This window comes from Crenobacter caeni (genome assembly GCF_010435965.1).
Lineage (GTDB): Bacteria > Pseudomonadota > Gammaproteobacteria > Burkholderiales > Chromobacteriaceae > Craterilacuibacter > Craterilacuibacter caeni.
On record NZ_JAAGAA010000007.1, the window covers coordinates 53,928 to 67,596 of the forward strand.

At 66.7% G+C, this 13,669-nt stretch carries 14 protein-coding genes; 11 read left to right on the plus strand and 3 right to left on the minus strand.

The features are described 5' to 3' along the window. Positions 1–37: 37 nt before the first annotated feature. The 3 genes from GZH52_RS09460 to tsaD form a co-directional block, all read right to left on the minus strand. Positions 38–424 carry a GFA family protein gene (locus GZH52_RS09460; protein WP_163316232.1) on the minus strand — a complete coding sequence of 129 codons (387 nt, stop codon included), beginning with the start codon at positions 422–424 and terminating at the stop codon, positions 38–40. A gap of 115 nt (positions 425–539) precedes the next feature. After that, positions 540–2,447, minus strand: coding sequence for an ATP-binding cassette domain-containing protein (locus tag GZH52_RS09465; RefSeq protein WP_163316233.1), 1,908 nt, complete (start codon positions 2,445–2,447; stop codon positions 540–542). Positions 2,448–2,495: 48 nt separating this feature from the next. Further along, a complete protein-coding gene (gene tsaD / locus GZH52_RS09470) occupies positions 2,496–3,521 on the minus strand; it encodes a tRNA (adenosine(37)-N6)-threonylcarbamoyltransferase complex transferase subunit TsaD (protein ID WP_163316234.1) in 1,026 nt (341 codons plus the stop codon). Positions 3,522–3,629: 108 nt separating this feature from the next. Here tsaD and GZH52_RS09475 point away from each other — a divergent pair, with 108 nt between their 5' ends. From GZH52_RS09475 to flgK, 11 genes are all read left to right on the plus strand, one after another. Then, on the plus strand, positions 3,630–4,046 hold the full coding sequence (locus tag GZH52_RS09475) for an OsmC family protein (RefSeq protein WP_163316339.1): 417 nt from the start codon (positions 3,630–3,632) through the stop codon (positions 4,044–4,046). 143 nt (positions 4,047–4,189) lie between these two features. After that, positions 4,190–4,594 (plus strand): flagellar basal body rod protein FlgB, encoded by a 405-nt coding sequence (flgB, locus tag GZH52_RS09480; RefSeq protein WP_163316235.1) that lies wholly within the window; start codon positions 4,190–4,192, stop codon positions 4,592–4,594. 2 nt (positions 4,595–4,596) lie between these two features. Then, positions 4,597–5,007 (plus strand): flagellar basal body rod protein FlgC, encoded by a 411-nt coding sequence (flgC, locus tag GZH52_RS09485; RefSeq protein WP_136551671.1) that lies wholly within the window; start codon positions 4,597–4,599, stop codon positions 5,005–5,007. Between the two features lie 13 nt (positions 5,008–5,020). Beyond that, a complete protein-coding gene (locus GZH52_RS09490) occupies positions 5,021–5,695 on the plus strand; it encodes a flagellar hook assembly protein FlgD (RefSeq protein WP_163316236.1) in 675 nt (224 codons plus the stop codon). 24 nt (positions 5,696–5,719) lie between these two features. Next, on the plus strand, positions 5,720–7,333 hold the full coding sequence (locus tag GZH52_RS09495) for a flagellar hook protein FlgE (RefSeq protein ID WP_163316237.1): 1,614 nt from the start codon (positions 5,720–5,722) through the stop codon (positions 7,331–7,333). Positions 7,334–7,341: 8 nt separating this feature from the next. Further along, a complete protein-coding gene (gene flgF, locus GZH52_RS09500) occupies positions 7,342–8,082 on the plus strand; it encodes a flagellar basal-body rod protein FlgF (RefSeq protein ID WP_163316238.1) in 741 nt (246 codons plus the stop codon). 21 nt (positions 8,083–8,103) lie between these two features. Continuing rightward, positions 8,104–8,886: a flagellar basal-body rod protein FlgG gene (flgG, locus tag GZH52_RS09505; protein WP_163316239.1), complete on the plus strand. Its 783-nt coding sequence runs from the start codon at positions 8,104–8,106 to the stop codon at positions 8,884–8,886. Between the two features lie 35 nt (positions 8,887–8,921). Next, entirely contained in the window at positions 8,922–9,596 is a 675-nt protein-coding gene (locus GZH52_RS09510) for a flagellar basal body L-ring protein FlgH (RefSeq protein WP_349290651.1), read from the plus strand. Between the two features lie 10 nt (positions 9,597–9,606). Beyond that, positions 9,607–10,698 carry a flagellar basal body P-ring protein FlgI gene (locus GZH52_RS09515; protein ID WP_163316240.1) on the plus strand — a complete coding sequence of 364 codons (1,092 nt, stop codon included), beginning with the start codon at positions 9,607–9,609 and terminating at the stop codon, positions 10,696–10,698. Between the two features lie 95 nt (positions 10,699–10,793). Beyond that, positions 10,794–11,747 carry a flagellar assembly peptidoglycan hydrolase FlgJ gene (gene flgJ / locus GZH52_RS09520; protein ID WP_163316241.1) on the plus strand — a complete coding sequence of 318 codons (954 nt, stop codon included), beginning with the start codon at positions 10,794–10,796 and terminating at the stop codon, positions 11,745–11,747. A 58-nt stretch (positions 11,748–11,805) separates the two neighbouring features. Next, the gene (flgK, locus tag GZH52_RS09525) at positions 11,806–13,668 is read left to right on the plus strand and encodes a flagellar hook-associated protein FlgK (RefSeq protein WP_163316242.1); all 1,863 of its coding nucleotides are present in this window, start codon (positions 11,806–11,808) and stop codon (positions 13,666–13,668) included. The last annotated feature ends 1 nt before the right edge of the window (position 13,669 follow it).

The window sequence follows — 13,669 nt, forward strand, 5'->3', positions numbered from 1 at the left end:
AGGCGCTCGGGTCAGCCTGCAGCAGGGAAGTTCGGCCTTACCTCGCGCCGGGATGCCGTTGGCAGGTGTCGGCGAGCTTTAGCCAGCCGACCTGGCTGTCCGTGAAGAGGTGGTACGAAGGTTGGACCGCGTCGGGCGCATCCAGCGTGGTGATGCTGAGCGTCAGGTAATCGGGGTGGGCAACGCTGCGGTAGCTGAGGGTCGAGCCGCAGGCGGGGCAAAAGCCGCGGCGGATAGAGGGCGAGGATGCGTATTCGGTGGGAGCGCCCTTGATCCATTGCACTTGCTGTATCTTGAAGTCCATCCACGCCGCGACAGGTGCGCCGGTGATCTTCTGGCAGTCACGGCAATGACAGAAATCGGCGTCAAACGGCCGGCCAGAGATCTGGTAGCGGATTGCACCGCAGTGGCAGCCGCCTTGCATGTCTCGTCCCCTTATCTTGGTTCATCGTCCAGCCATGCTGCTGCCCGCTTGCTTTCAGGGCGCGGCAGCCAGGCCTTGAAGGCATGGCTGCCGCCTGCTAAGCGTGCTGTGGGCTTCAGCCCGCTTCGGCGTCGATCGCGTCGATCGCGTCCTGCGTGGCCAGCCATTCCTCCTCGACGACGGCCAGCCGGGCGGCGACTTCTCCCTGGCGGCGCACCGTCTCGGCAAGCTTCGCCTTGTTGGCGTCGGCGTACGCGTCTTCCGAACACAGGAAGGTGTCGAGCGCTTCCTTCTCCTTGTTCAGCTGGTCCATTTCCTTCTCGTGCCTGGCGAGCGCGCTGAGTAGCGGCTTCTTCTGCTGCGACAGGCGCTGCCTCGCCTCGGCTTCCAGCCGCTTCTGCTCCTTGCGGTTGGGCTGCGCGGCGTCGCCCTGCGAGGGCTTGCCGGCGTCGGAGAGTTCCGCGAGGCGCTCGCGCCGGTAGTCCTCGAGGTCGCCGTCAAACGGGGTCACCCGGCCACCCTTGACCACCCAGAAGGTGTCGGTGGTGCTCTCCAGCAACGAGCGGTCGTGCGAGACGACGATCAGCGCGCCGACGAAGTCCTGCAGCGCGAGGGTCAGCGCGTGGCGCATCTCGAGGTCGAGGTGGTTGGTCGGCTCGTCCAGCAGCAACAGGTTGGGGCGTTCCCACACGATCAGCGCGAGCGCGAGGCGCGACTTCTCGCCGCCCGACATCGGGCCGACCGGGTCGTTGACGGTGTCGCCGCGGAAGTTGAAGCCGCCCAGGAAGTTGCGCAGCTCCTGCTCGCGCACGTCAGGCGCGCGCTTTTGCAGGTGCCACAGCGGGCTCTCGTCCGGGCGCAGGGTTTCCAGCTGGTGCTGCGCGAAGTAGCCGATCTTCAGCATCTGCGAGCCGGTGGCGTGCCCCGACAGCGGCGCGAGCTCGCCGGCGATCAGCTTGACGAGTGTCGACTTGCCGGCGCCGTTGACGCCGAGCAAGCCGATGCGCGCGCCCGACTCGACCGACAGCGTGACCCTGTCCAGGATCACGCGCTCGCCGTAGCCGACGGCGACGTTGTCGAGTACCAAGAGCGGGTTGGGCAGCTTGTCCGGCTCTGCGAACGAGAAGTCGAACGGCGAGGCGACGTGCGCCGGCGCGATACGCTCGAGCTTTTCCAGTGCCTTGACCCGGCTCTGGGCCTGCTTGGCCTTGCTCGCCTTGGCCTTGAAACGGGTGATGAAGGACTCGAGGTGCTCGATCTGTTTTTGCTGCCGCTCGAAGGCCGATTGTTGGCGTTCCTGCTTTTCGGCACGCATCACTTCGAACGCGCTGTAGTTGCCGGTGTACAGCGTCAGCGTCTGGTCGGCGACCTCGACGATGTGGTCGGCGACGCTGTCGAGAAAATCGCGGTCGTGCGAGATCACCAACAGCGTGCCCGGGTACGCCTTCAGCCAGTCTTCCAGCCACAGCACCGTCTCGATGTCGAGGTGGTTGGTCGGCTCGTCCAACAGCAGCAGGTCGGAGCGGCACATCAGCGCCTGCGCGAGGTTCAGGCGCATCCGCCAGCCGCCGGAGAACGACGACACCGGCCGCTGCTGCGCGTCGGTGGCAAAACCCAGCCCGGTCAGCAAGCGCGCGGCGCGGGCCTCGGCGGTGTACGCGCCGACATGCTCGAGCTCGCCGTGCAATCGGCCGATCGCCATGCCGTCGCCGGCGTGTTCGGCCGCGGCCAGCTCGGCCTGCAGCGCGCGCAGCTCGGCGTCGCCGTCGAGCACGTAGTCGAGCGCGCGGCTGTCCAGCGCCGGGGTTTCCTGTGCGACGTGGGCAACCTTCCAGTGGGCGGGCACCTCGACGTCGCCCGCGTCCTGATGCAGCTGGTTCATCAAAAGCGCGAACAGGCTCGACTTGCCGGCGCCGTTGGCACCGACCACGCCGGCCTTGTAGCCGGGGTTGAGGGTGAGGGTCGCGCCGGTCAACAGTTCCTTGAGGCCGCGGCGCAGGGTGACGTTTTTTAGCTGGATCATGGTATGGGGCAGGCAGGGCGAACCCTGCCGCGAAGTTCGTGGAGGGGGTCAGGCCTTGGGCAGCGACGCGAGGTCCCAGCGCGGCTTGACCGTGTAGCCGGCGACCGGGTGCGCGTACTTCAGGCGCAAGGCGCCTGCGAACGCGATCATCGCGCCGTTGTCGGTGCACAGCGCGAGTGGCGGGTAGAACACCTTGAACTTGCGGCGCTGTGCAGCGCTGTTCAGCGCCTCGCGCAACTGGCGGTTGGCGCCGACGCCGCCGGCGACCACCAGCTGTTTGAAGCCGGTCTGTTTGAGCGCCTTCAGGCACTTGGCGACCAGCACGTCGACGATGGCGTCCTGGAAGGCGCGGCAGATGTCTTTCCGCGTCTGCTCCTTGAGGCCGCCTTCCTGTGCTTCGACGTCGCGCACCAGCGTCAGCACCGCCGTCTTCAGGCCGGAGAAGCTCATGTCGAGGTTGTCCGAGTGCAGCATCGGCCGCGGCAGCGTGAAGCGCGTGGCGTCGCCTTCCTCGGCGAGTTTCGACAGGCGCGGGCCGCCCGGGTAGTCGAGCCCCATCAGCTTGGCGGTCTTGTCGAACGCCTCGCCCGCCGCGTCGTCCAGCGTCTCGCCGAGGATCTCGTAGTTGCCGACGCCGCGCACCGCCATGATCTGGCTGTGCCCGCCGGAAACCAGCAGCGCGAGGAAGGGGAATTCCGGCCGCTCGTCGGCCAGTAGCGGCGAGAGCAGGTGGCCTTCGAGGTGGTGCACCTCGACAACCGGCTTGCCCAGCGCGAAGGCGAGCGCGTTGGCGAAGCCCGCGCCGACCAGGAGTGCACCGCCCAGCCCCGGTCCTTGCGTGTACGCGACGGCGTCGACGTCGGCGAGCGTGAGGCCGGCTTCCTTCAGGCAGGCGTCGGTCAGCGGCACCACGCGGCGGATGTGGTCGCGACTGGCAAGCTCGGGGACGACGCCACCGTACTCGGCGTGCATCGCCATCTGCGTGTGCAGGCAGTGCGCGAGCAGGCCCTTTTCGGTGTCGTACAGCGCGACCCCGGTCTCGTCGCAGGAAGATTCGTACCCCAGAACTCGCATGGCGTGGTTTCTTATAAGAAAAACAACGGTGCATTTTACCGGCTAATCTTTGTCAGCCCAAATCCCGGTGGTACGCTGCCGTTTTGTCATGCGATGAAAGGGCGAATGATGAAGGCCAGATTGAAGTGGGTCGACGGCGTGTGCTTCGTCGGCGAGACCGGCAGCGGCCACGCGGTGGTGATGGACGGCGCGCCGGAAGGCGGCGGGCGCAACCTGGGGCCGCGGCCGATGGAGCTGTTGCTGGTCGGCACCGCCGGCTGCACCAGCTACGACGTGCTGACCATCCTGAAAAAGGCGCGCCAGGACGTGCGCGACTGCTGGGTCGAGATCGACGCCGAACGGGCCGACACCGAGCCCAAGGTGTTCACCCGCATCCACTTCCATTTCGTGGTCACCGGCCGAGCGCTGAAGGCCGACGCCGTCGAGCGCGCGATCCGCCTGTCCGCCGAGAAGTATTGCTCGGCGTCGATCATGCTGGGCAAGACTGCCGACATCACGCACGACTTCGAGCTGCGCGAGGATTGAGCTGTCGCTTGCCGGTGGCGGCGGCAATTCTTGCCGCTGCCGCCGTCTTGCCGATTGTAAAGCTTCCGCTATCACAAGGTTTCGCCGTCTGATATTTACTGGCATGATTCCTGCTTTGGTGCCGTGGTCAAACGGAGGCAGGCATGCTCGACAAGATAGGCAAACACTTCGATTTCCAGCAGCGCGCGCTGAACCTGCGCGCGTACCGCACCGAAGTGCTGGCGGGCAACCTCGCCAACGCCGATACCCCGTACTACAAGGCGGTCGACTTCGACTTCGGCCAGGCGCTGCAAGGCGCCGCCGACGCGCAGCGCACGATGGCGCTCGCGCGCACCGACGCGGGCCACCTGGCCGGCGGCAGCGCCGATGCCGGCGGCGCCGACCTCAAGTACCGCACCGCGGTGCAGCCCAGCCTGGACGGCAACACCGTCGACATGGACGTCGAGCGCGCCGCGTTCACCGAGAACGCGCTGCGCTACCAGAGCACCCTCACTTTCCTGAGCCGCCGCATCTCGGGGCTGTCCGACGCGATCAAGGGAGGCCAGTAAGCATGTCGCTTGCCAACGTATTCACCATCGCGGGTTCGTCACTGACCGCGCAGTCGCAGCGCCTCAACCTGGTCGCGAGCAATATCTCCAACGCCGAGAGCGCGACCAGTTCGACCGGCGAGCCCTACCGCGCGCGCCATGTGGTGTTCTCGGCGACGCCGGTGACTGCCGCAGACCCGCAGGTCGCCGGCGTGCGCGTCACGCAGATTGTCGAGGACACCTCGCCGTTCCGCCTGAAGTACGACCCGTCGCACCCGCTCGCCGACGACAAGGGCTATATCCGCCTGCCCAACGTCAACCCGGTCGAGGAAATGGCCGACATGATCTCGGCCGCGCGCTCGTACCAGACCAGCGTCGAAGTGATGAACACCGCCAAGACCCTGATGCAGAAGACCCTGCAACTGGGCCAGTAACCGGAAGGCCACCATGACCACCGTCAACACCGACATCATCACGGACCTCAACAAGACCGCGCAGTCCAAGGCAGGCAGCAAGAACGACAACTCGGCGGCAGGCATCCAGGACCGCTTCCTGACGCTCTTGATGGCGCAGCTGAAGGCGCAGGACCCGATGAACCCGATGGACAACGCGCAGATCACCAGCCAGATGGCGCAGATCAGCACCGTCACCGGCATGGAGAACATGAACCAGACCATGAACATGCTGTTGCAGTCGCAATTCGCCAACCAGTCGATGATGGCGGCGACGCTGATCGGCAAGCAGGTGATGACCGACGGCAACGGCCTCGTGCTGGGCGAAGGCGGCAAGGGCGCCGGCGCGGTCGAACTGGCCGGCCCCGCGGACAAGGTCAAGGTCACGGTCTCCGACAAGGACGGCAACGTGGTGCGCGAATTGTCGATCGACAAGCCCAAGCTCGGCATCAACCACTTCGAGTGGGACGGCAAGGACGGCAACGGCGAGGCGCTGCCGGCGGGCGAGTACAGCTTCAAGGTCGAGGCGAGCAACGCCGGCGTCGCGGTCAAGTCGACCGCGCTGGCCTTCCAGCAGGTGAACGGCGTGACCTGGGAGCAGGGTATCCCGATGCTGATGCTGGCCAACGGCAAGACCACCTCGCTCGCCGAGATCGTGCAGATCGTCTGAGCAGGCCAAGAGAGAGAATAAACCATGAGTTTCCAGCAAGGCCTGAGCGGACTGGGCGCCGCGTCCAAGCAGCTTGACGTAATCGGCAACAATGTCGCCAACGCGAGCACCATCGGCTTCAAGCGCTCGCGCGCCGAATTCGCCGACCTGTACGCCGCGAGCATGTACGGCGTGGCCGCCACTGCCACCGGCATCGGCGCGCGCACCGTCGCCGTCAGCCAGCAGTTCAACCAGGGCAACATCTCGAGTACCGGCAACCCGTTCGACCTGGCGATTTCCGGCCAGGGCTTCTTCCGCATGGTCGGCCTGGACGGGCAGGCGATGTACACCCGCAATGGCGAATTCCAGCTCGACCGCGACGGCTACTTCGTCAACGCCGGCCACTACCTGACCGGCTACGGCGTCAACGACCGCGGCGAGGTGGTGGTCGGGCCGCCGGAGCGGCTGCGTGTCGACACTTCGAATATCGGCGCCAAGGCGACGACCGAAATGATCCTGGGCTCCAACCTCGACGCGCGCGCCAAGCCGCCGTATTCCGTGTTCAAGCCGACCGCTTCGCTCACGGTTGGGCAGTCCAACCTGTCGTCGACCGCGCCGACCTCGGCGGTGACTTCGCAGCCCATCCAGGTATTCGACGCAGCGGGCAAGGCGCAGTCGCTGCAGCTGACGTATACGCCGACTGCCACGCCCGGCCAGTGGACGGTGTCGGGATCGGTCGGAGGCACTGCGGTGACGCTGACGCCAGCGACGCTGACCTTTGACGCGGCGGGTAAGCTCACCGCACCGGCGGGCGGGCAACTGGCGCTGGCCAGCACGACGCCGGCCGTCAACGCGACAGTCAGCCTGAACGGCCTGACCAGTACCAGCCAGCCGACCTCGCTGGCCGCGATGACGCAGGACGGTGCGCCGACGACCGGCAAGCCGTTCCCGGTTGGCATCGCCGGCACGCCGGATCCGGACACCTACAACTACACCAACACGGTGACGGCGTACGACAGCCTCGGCGTCAGCCACCAGGTGTCGTACTACTACGTGAAGCAGGAAGGCGCGCCGAACACCTGGAAGGTCTTCTCGCGGGTCGACGGCGGCGCCCCCGAGGCGATGAACCCGGACCTGGTGTTCGACACCTCGGGCAAGGTGCAGTCGCCGATGCAGCCGTACACGCTCAACCATGTGCTCGACAACGGCGCGGCCAACCTGTCGATCACCATCGACCTGTCCGGCTTCACGCAGAACGCCGGCCCGTACGCGAACGCCGAGCAGCGGGTGAACGGCTGGGCCGACGGCGTGCTCTCCAGCGTCAGTACCTCGAAGGAGGGGTATGTCGAGGCGCGCTACTCGAATGGCCAGACCAAGATCATCGGCCAGGTGGTGCTCGCCAACTTCGCCAACGCGCAGGGCCTGCAGCCGATCGGCGACAACCGCTGGGCCGAGACCTACGCGTCGGGCGGCCCCAAGCTCAACGCGCCGGGCAGCAGCAACGTCGGCCTGATCCAGGGCGCAGCGCTCGAGGAGTCGAACGTCGACATGACCACCGAGCTCGTCAACATGATCACCGCGCAGCGCTTCTACCAGGCCAACGCGCAGACCATCAAGACGCAGGACACGGTCCTGCAGACGCTGATCAACATCCGCTAAGGTAGCCCATGGACCGCATGCTGTACGTGGCGATGAACGGCGCCAAACATGTCGAGCTGCAGCAGTCGACGACGGCGCACAACCTCGCCAACGTCCACACCAACGGCTACAAGGCCGACCAGGTCGCGTTCCGTGCGCTACCGGTGGTCGGCGACGGCTCGCCGACCCGCGTCTACCAGGTCGACCATACCGTCGGCCACGACCTCTCCCAGGGCAGCCTGCAGCAGACCGGCAACGAGCGCGACTTCGCGTTGTCCGGCGAAGGTTTCTTCGCGGTCACCGCGCCGGACGGCGCCGAGGCGTATACCCGCGACGGCGGCTTCGTGCTCGACGAGGCCGGCGTGATGCGCACGCGCTCGGGCCTGCCGATTGTCGGCGACGGCGGGCCGATCGCTGTGCCGGAAAACAGCCGCGTGCTGATCGGCCGCGACGGCACGGTCAGCGCGGTGCCGGTTGACGGAGGCGACCGCCAGGCGCAGGAAGTCGGGCGGATCAAGCTGGTCAACCCGGGCGCGCGCGCGGTATACAAGGGCGAGGACGGCCTGTTCCGCCTGTCCGCCGGCGGCATCGCGCCGCAGGACGATACCGTCAAGGTGGTGTCGGGGGCGCTCGAGGCGTCCAACGTGAACGCGGTCGAGTCGCTGGTGCAGATGATCAGCCACGCCCGCCATTACGACCTGACCGTCAAGCTGATGCAGACGGCCGACCAGAACGCGCAGCGCGCGACCCAGCTGTTGTCGCTGGGCTGAGAACGATAAGGATCCCGCACCATGATGCGCTCGCTGTATATCGCCAAGACCGGCATGGACGCCAGCCAGTTCCGGCTGGACGTCACCTCGAACAACCTCGCCAACGTCAACACCAAGGGCTTCAAGCGCTCGAACGCGATCTTCGAGGACCTCTACTACCAGACGCTCAGGCAGCCGGGCAGCCAGATCGCCGGCGGCGGCACCTTGCCGACCGGCCTGCAGGTCGGCACCGGCGCCGCGGCGGTCGCCTCGGCGCGCATCCACACCCAGGGCAACCTGGTGCGCACCGAGCAGACTTTCGACCTGGCGGTGGTCGGCGACGGCTTCTTCCGCGTCGCGATGGCCGACGGCACCATCGCGTATACCCGCAACGGCGAGTTCAAGCGCAACCAGGACGGCCAGATCGTCAACAGCGCGGGCTACCTGCTCGACCCGGCGGTGACCATTCCGTCGGATGCGACGCAGGTGAGCGTGTCCGCGTCGGGCGTCGTCCAGTACTTCCTCAAGGGCAACCCCGACCCGGTGGTCGCCGGCAATATCCAGACCGCGAGCTTCGTCAACCCGCAGGGGCTGGAGAGTCTGGGCGAGAACCTGTATCTTCCGACGGCCGCCTCCGGTGCGGCGATCGAGGGCGACCCGGGTGTCGAAGGCCGTGGCACCATCAGCCAGGGCTACCTCGAGGACTCCAACGTCAACGTGACCGAGGAACTCATCAACATGATCCAGGCGCAGCGCGCGTTCGAGATGAACTCCAAGGCGATCAAGACCGCCGACGAGATGCTCCAGCGCGTCGCGCAACTGTAAGGCGGCTGCTTGGCGGCCGCGCGGGAATCCAGGCCGTGTCCAGAATTTTCTTGTTGTTGCCGCTGTTGCTCGCCGCGTGCGCGAGCCAGCAGCCGTCCATTGTCGCGCAGCCGGTGTCGGCACGTCCGCAGCCGGTGCCGCAGGCCTTGCCCGCCACCGGTTCGATCTTCCAGAACGCGAACTACCGGCCGATGTTCGAGGACCGGGTGCCGGTGCGCGTCGGCGACATCCTGACCGTGCAGATCGAGGAGAAAACGCAGGCGTCGCTGTCCGAGGAGAGCAAGGGCAGCCGCGACGCCAGCATCACCGGCGGCATCGACGCCGGCATCAAGCTGCCGTTCTTCCCCGGCTACATCGAAAACAAGCTCGGCGGCGCGGCGATCAACGGCGCGGGCGAGGCCAGCCGCAACGGCAAGGGCAGCAATACCAACTCGAGTTCGTTCACGAGCTCGATCACGGTCACCGTGATCGACGCCCTGCCCAACGGCAACCTGATGGTCAGCGGCGAGAAGCAGATGCGCATCAACGAGGAACTGCAGATCGTGCGCCTGTCCGGCGTGGTCAACCCGCGCGACATCAAGGCCGGCAACTTCGTCTCGTCGACCCGAGTCGCCGACGCGCGTCTCGAGCAGGTCAACCAGGGCAGCAACCGCCTCTTCAACCAGACCGGCTGGCTCGGCCGTTTCTTCCTGACCATCCTGCCGTTCTGAGACAAAACAGATGATCAAGCGAACCTTCCTCTTCCTGTGCGTGCTGGCGGTGTCGCTGCCGGCGTCCGCCGCCCGCCTGAAAGACTTGGCGAGCATCGGCGGCGTGCGCGACAACCAGCTGATCGGCTACGGCCTGGTGGTGGGCCTCGACGGCAGCGGCGACAAGGGCACGTCGACGCCTTACACCACGCAGTCGCTGGGCAATATGCTCAACCAGCTTGGCGTGCAGATCCCGCAGGGGCTCAAGCTCGACCCGAAAAACGTCGCCGCGGTCAGCCTGACCGCTACGCTGCCGCCGTTCGCGCGCGCCGGGCAGAAGATCGACGTCACCGCGTCGTCGATCGGCGACGCCAAGAGCCTGCGCGGCGGCACGCTTCTGATGTCGTCACTCAAGGGCGCGGACGGGCAGATCTACGCGATCGCGCAGGGCAGCCTGATCGTCGGCGGCGCCGGCGCGCAGGCCGGCGGCAGCAGCGCCAAGGTCAACCACCTGTCGGTCGGCCGCGTCCCGGCCGGCGCGACGGTCGAGCGCGAGGTGCCGACCCAGCTCTCCGGCCCGACCATCGCCGTCGAACTGAACGAGGCGGACTTCGGCACCGCGAGCAACGCGGTCGACGCGATCAACCGCACGCTGGGGCCGGTCGCGCGCGCGATCGACGCGCGCCTGATCGAGGTGAGCGCGCCGCAGGACAGCAACGCGCGGGTGCGTTTCGTGTCGCGGCTGGAAAATATTGCCGTCACGGCGGCAAAAGCGTCCCCTCTCGTCATCGTCAACGCGCGTACCGGCTCGATCGTGATGAACCAGACGGTGACGCTGGAGCCGTGCGCGGTCGCCCATGGCAACCTGTCGGTTACCGTCAGCAATACGCCGCAGGTCAGCCAGCCGAATGCGCTCGCCGGTGGCCGGACCGTGGTCACCAACCAGGCCGACATCGACATCAAGGCCGAGAGCGGCAAGGTGATCGAAGTGCCGCGTGGCACCGACCTTGCCCGGGTGGTCGCGGCGCTCAATGCGCTGGGTGCCGACCCGCAGGACCTGATCGCGATCCTGCAGGCGATGAAGGCCGCCGGCGCGCTCAAGGCCGAGCTCGAGATCATCTGATCCTGACGACGGCCAGCGGGCGGGGGCAACCCTGCCCTTTTGTTTTGGTTGCAGGCACTCTTTTTGCTTGGTGCCGGTAACCAACCGGAGTACGCATGTCCATTTCCGCCAGTTTCAATCCCGCCGAGCTGTCCCGCCAGCTCGCGCTTGACCCGTCCGCGGCCAACCGCCTGTCCGACATCGCCCGCAAAAGCCCGGAGGCGGGCGTGCGCGAGGTGGCGAGCCAGTTCGAGTCGATGCTGATGGAGACGCTGGTGCGTGCGATGCGGGTGACGACCGAAGAGGACGGCGAGGAAGACAGCGCGGGCATGCAGACCTGGCGCGGCATGCTCGACCAGCAGATGGTGCAGGCGATGGTCGCCTCCGGCGGCATCGGCCTGGGCGACATGCTCGCGCGCGAGATCGGCCAGTTGCAGCACCTGGACGTCGCGCCGCGGGACGTGCAGCGGCTGGCCAAACCCGCCGGCGGCGTGCCGCAACTGGACGAGACCTTCACGCGCGCCGCGCTGACGGCGCGTACCCGCAAGGCGCTGGCGGCGGCCGAGGGGGGCGAAGGCGCCACGGCCGGCTCGCAGGGGGCGCAGGGTTACGGCGAAGGTGCGCGCGCCTTCGTTGAGACTGTGCTGCCGCATGCGCGCCGTGCGGCCGAGAAGCTCGGCGTCGACCCGATGCTGATCGTCAGCCACGCCGCGCTCGAATCCGGCTGGGGCAAGCGGGTGATCCGCCACGCGGACGGACGCGACAGCTACAACCTGTTCGGCATCAAGGCGACCGGTAACTGGCAGGGCGACGCGGTGGCGACGCTGACCACCGAGTTTGTCGGCAGCAGCGCGCGCAAGCAGGTCGAGCCGTTCCGCGCCTACCCGAGCCTCGCGGCCGCCTTCGACGACTACGCCGCGCTGATCGCCGGTAACCCGCGCTACCGCGCGGCGCTGGGCAGCGGCAACGACATGGGCGCGTACGCGCGAGCGCTGAAGGACGGCGGCTACGCGACGGATCCCTCGTACGCCGGCAAGCTGGTTGCGGTCGCCCGCAACGCGGGGGTTTGAGCGTGTCCGCTAAAGTAATGCACCCCTTGCGCCGATAAGGGAATATCAAGGAGACACGATGAGCAGTATCTTCAATATCGGCCTCTCCGGCCTGAATGCGGCGAAGGTGGCGCTGTCGACGACCAGCCACAATATCGGTAACGTCAACACACCGGGTTACCACCGCCAGCAGGTCAGCCAGGCCGCCGCCTTCCCGAGCTTCGAGGGTTACGGCTATCTGGGCCGCGGCGTCGAGCTGACCGCAGTCAACCGCGTCTACAACCGCTACCTCGAGCGCCAGCTCGCCAACGCGACCACGCAGGACGGCAACTACGCGACCCAGCTTAATACGCTCTCGCAACTGGACGATTTGTTGGGCGACCCGGCAACCAGCCTGTCGGCCAGCCTCTCGGGCATGTTCAAGTCGCTGCAGGGGATCAACGCGAGCCCTGAGTCGATCCCGGCACGCCAGGCGGCGATCAACGGCATGCAGGCGTTCGCCGGCCGCGTGCAGTTGCTGAACACCCGCCTCGAGGAACTGAGGCAGGGCACCAATACGCAGATCCGCTCGACGGTGTCGCAGGTCAACGCGATCGCCAGCCAGATCGCCGACATCAACGTGCAGATCCAGTCGCTGTCGCAGGCCGACGCGATGCCGAACGACCTCTTGGACCAGCGCGACCAGCTGGTGCTCGATCTGAACAAGCTGGTCAAGGCCGACGTGACGGTGCAGTCCGACGGCCGCTACACCATCGCCATCGGCAGCGGGCAGGCGCTGGTCGCCTCGGGCGAGCATTTCCCGCTGGAGGTGGTCGAGAACGCGGTCGACCCGCAAAAGCTCGAAATCGCCTACGCCGGCAGCAACGGTACGGTCCGCATTCCGGATCGGCTGTTCGACGGCGGCTCGCTGTCCGGGCTGATCAACAGCAAGGCCGAGGCGATCAACCGCGCGCAGGCCGACCTGGGACGGCTGGTGATCGAGGTCGCCGACCAGATGAACCGCCAGTCTTCGTTGGGGCGTGACCTCTACAACGAGCAGGGCGGTCCGCTGTTCAAGGACCTTAACGGCTTGCGGCCGGTCGCGGTCGGCGAAGTAAACCCGGCGACCGGCCAGGTCGAGACGCTGGAGTCGCAGATGAAGGCGTACCGCGACGCGGCGGCCAACTTCTCGGTGGTGGTGTCCGACCCCTCGCGCCTGGCGGTGGGCAGCGGTTTGAAGGCCGGGTCTGTCGACGCCACGCAGCCGGTGCAGCCCGTCATCACGTCGATCTGGCAGACCGCGCCCGGCAATTACGAGGACTACGCGCCGACAGGCAAGGCGCCCAGCCTGCCTACGGGCGGTTTCGAGGTCCGCTACGACGCGGCGAGCAGCAGCTTTGTGGTGGCCAAGCCTGCCACCGGCTACGAGATTGTCCCCAACGGGCAGGCTGCCGGCGGCTTCATCCTGCGCGCGACCGACCCGGCCAACAAGCTGTCGATCGAGTTCAAGGCCGAGGGGATGGGCAAGGAAGACAAGACGTTCACCATCGGCAACAAGGCGCTGGGCCTCGATACGGCAGAGGGTAAAGCCGATTTCCAGCCGGCCGACAACGCCAACATGCTCGAGCTGATCAAGATCCAGACCAAGGAGACCATGTCGAGTACGCCGAACGGCACGACCAACTTCACGCCAGGGGGCTCGGCCATCAAGACGACCAATTTCGAGGGTTTCTTCGGCCAGTTGGTCAGTTTTGTCGGCAGCAAGACCAACGAGGTCAAGGTCGCCGCCGAGGCGCAGGGCTCCACCCTTAAGGAAACCTATCTCGCGCGCGAGTCGTTCTCCGGTGTCAACCTCGATATCGAGGCGGCCAACCTGATCCGTTACCAGCAGGCGTACCAGGCATCGAGCAAGGTGATCCAGATCGCGCAGCAGATCTTCTCCGACCTCCTGCAGATGCGCTGAT

Bases quoted from the DNA above. Each gene is read 5' to 3' on its own strand.
- GZH52_RS09475 (WP_163316339.1), top strand. From the start codon at position 3,630: ATGAAGGCCAGATTGAAGTGGGTCGACGGCGTGTGCTTCGTCGGCGAG.
- GZH52_RS09515 (WP_163316240.1), top strand. From the start codon at position 9,607: ATGATCAAGCGAACCTTCCTCTTCCTGTGCGTGCTGGCGGTGTCGCTG.
- flgC (WP_136551671.1), top strand. From the start codon at position 4,597: ATGTCGCTTGCCAACGTATTCACCATCGCGGGTTCGTCACTGACCGCG.
- flgG (WP_163316239.1), top strand. From the start codon at position 8,104: ATGATGCGCTCGCTGTATATCGCCAAGACCGGCATGGACGCCAGCCAG.
- flgB (WP_163316235.1), top strand. From the start codon at position 4,190: ATGCTCGACAAGATAGGCAAACACTTCGATTTCCAGCAGCGCGCGCTG.
- flgK (WP_163316242.1), top strand. From the start codon at position 11,806: ATGAGCAGTATCTTCAATATCGGCCTCTCCGGCCTGAATGCGGCGAAG.
- tsaD (WP_163316234.1), bottom strand. From the start codon at position 3,521: ATGCGAGTTCTGGGGTACGAATCTTCCTGCGACGAGACCGGGGTCGCG.
- flgJ (WP_163316241.1), top strand. From the start codon at position 10,794: ATGTCCATTTCCGCCAGTTTCAATCCCGCCGAGCTGTCCCGCCAGCTC.
- GZH52_RS09490 (WP_163316236.1), top strand. From the start codon at position 5,021: ATGACCACCGTCAACACCGACATCATCACGGACCTCAACAAGACCGCG.
- GZH52_RS09465 (WP_163316233.1), bottom strand. From the start codon at position 2,447: ATGATCCAGCTAAAAAACGTCACCCTGCGCCGCGGCCTCAAGGAACTG.
- GZH52_RS09495 (WP_163316237.1), top strand. From the start codon at position 5,720: ATGAGTTTCCAGCAAGGCCTGAGCGGACTGGGCGCCGCGTCCAAGCAG.
- flgF (WP_163316238.1), top strand. From the start codon at position 7,342: ATGGACCGCATGCTGTACGTGGCGATGAACGGCGCCAAACATGTCGAG.
- GZH52_RS09460 (WP_163316232.1), bottom strand. From the start codon at position 424: ATGCAAGGCGGCTGCCACTGCGGTGCAATCCGCTACCAGATCTCTGGC.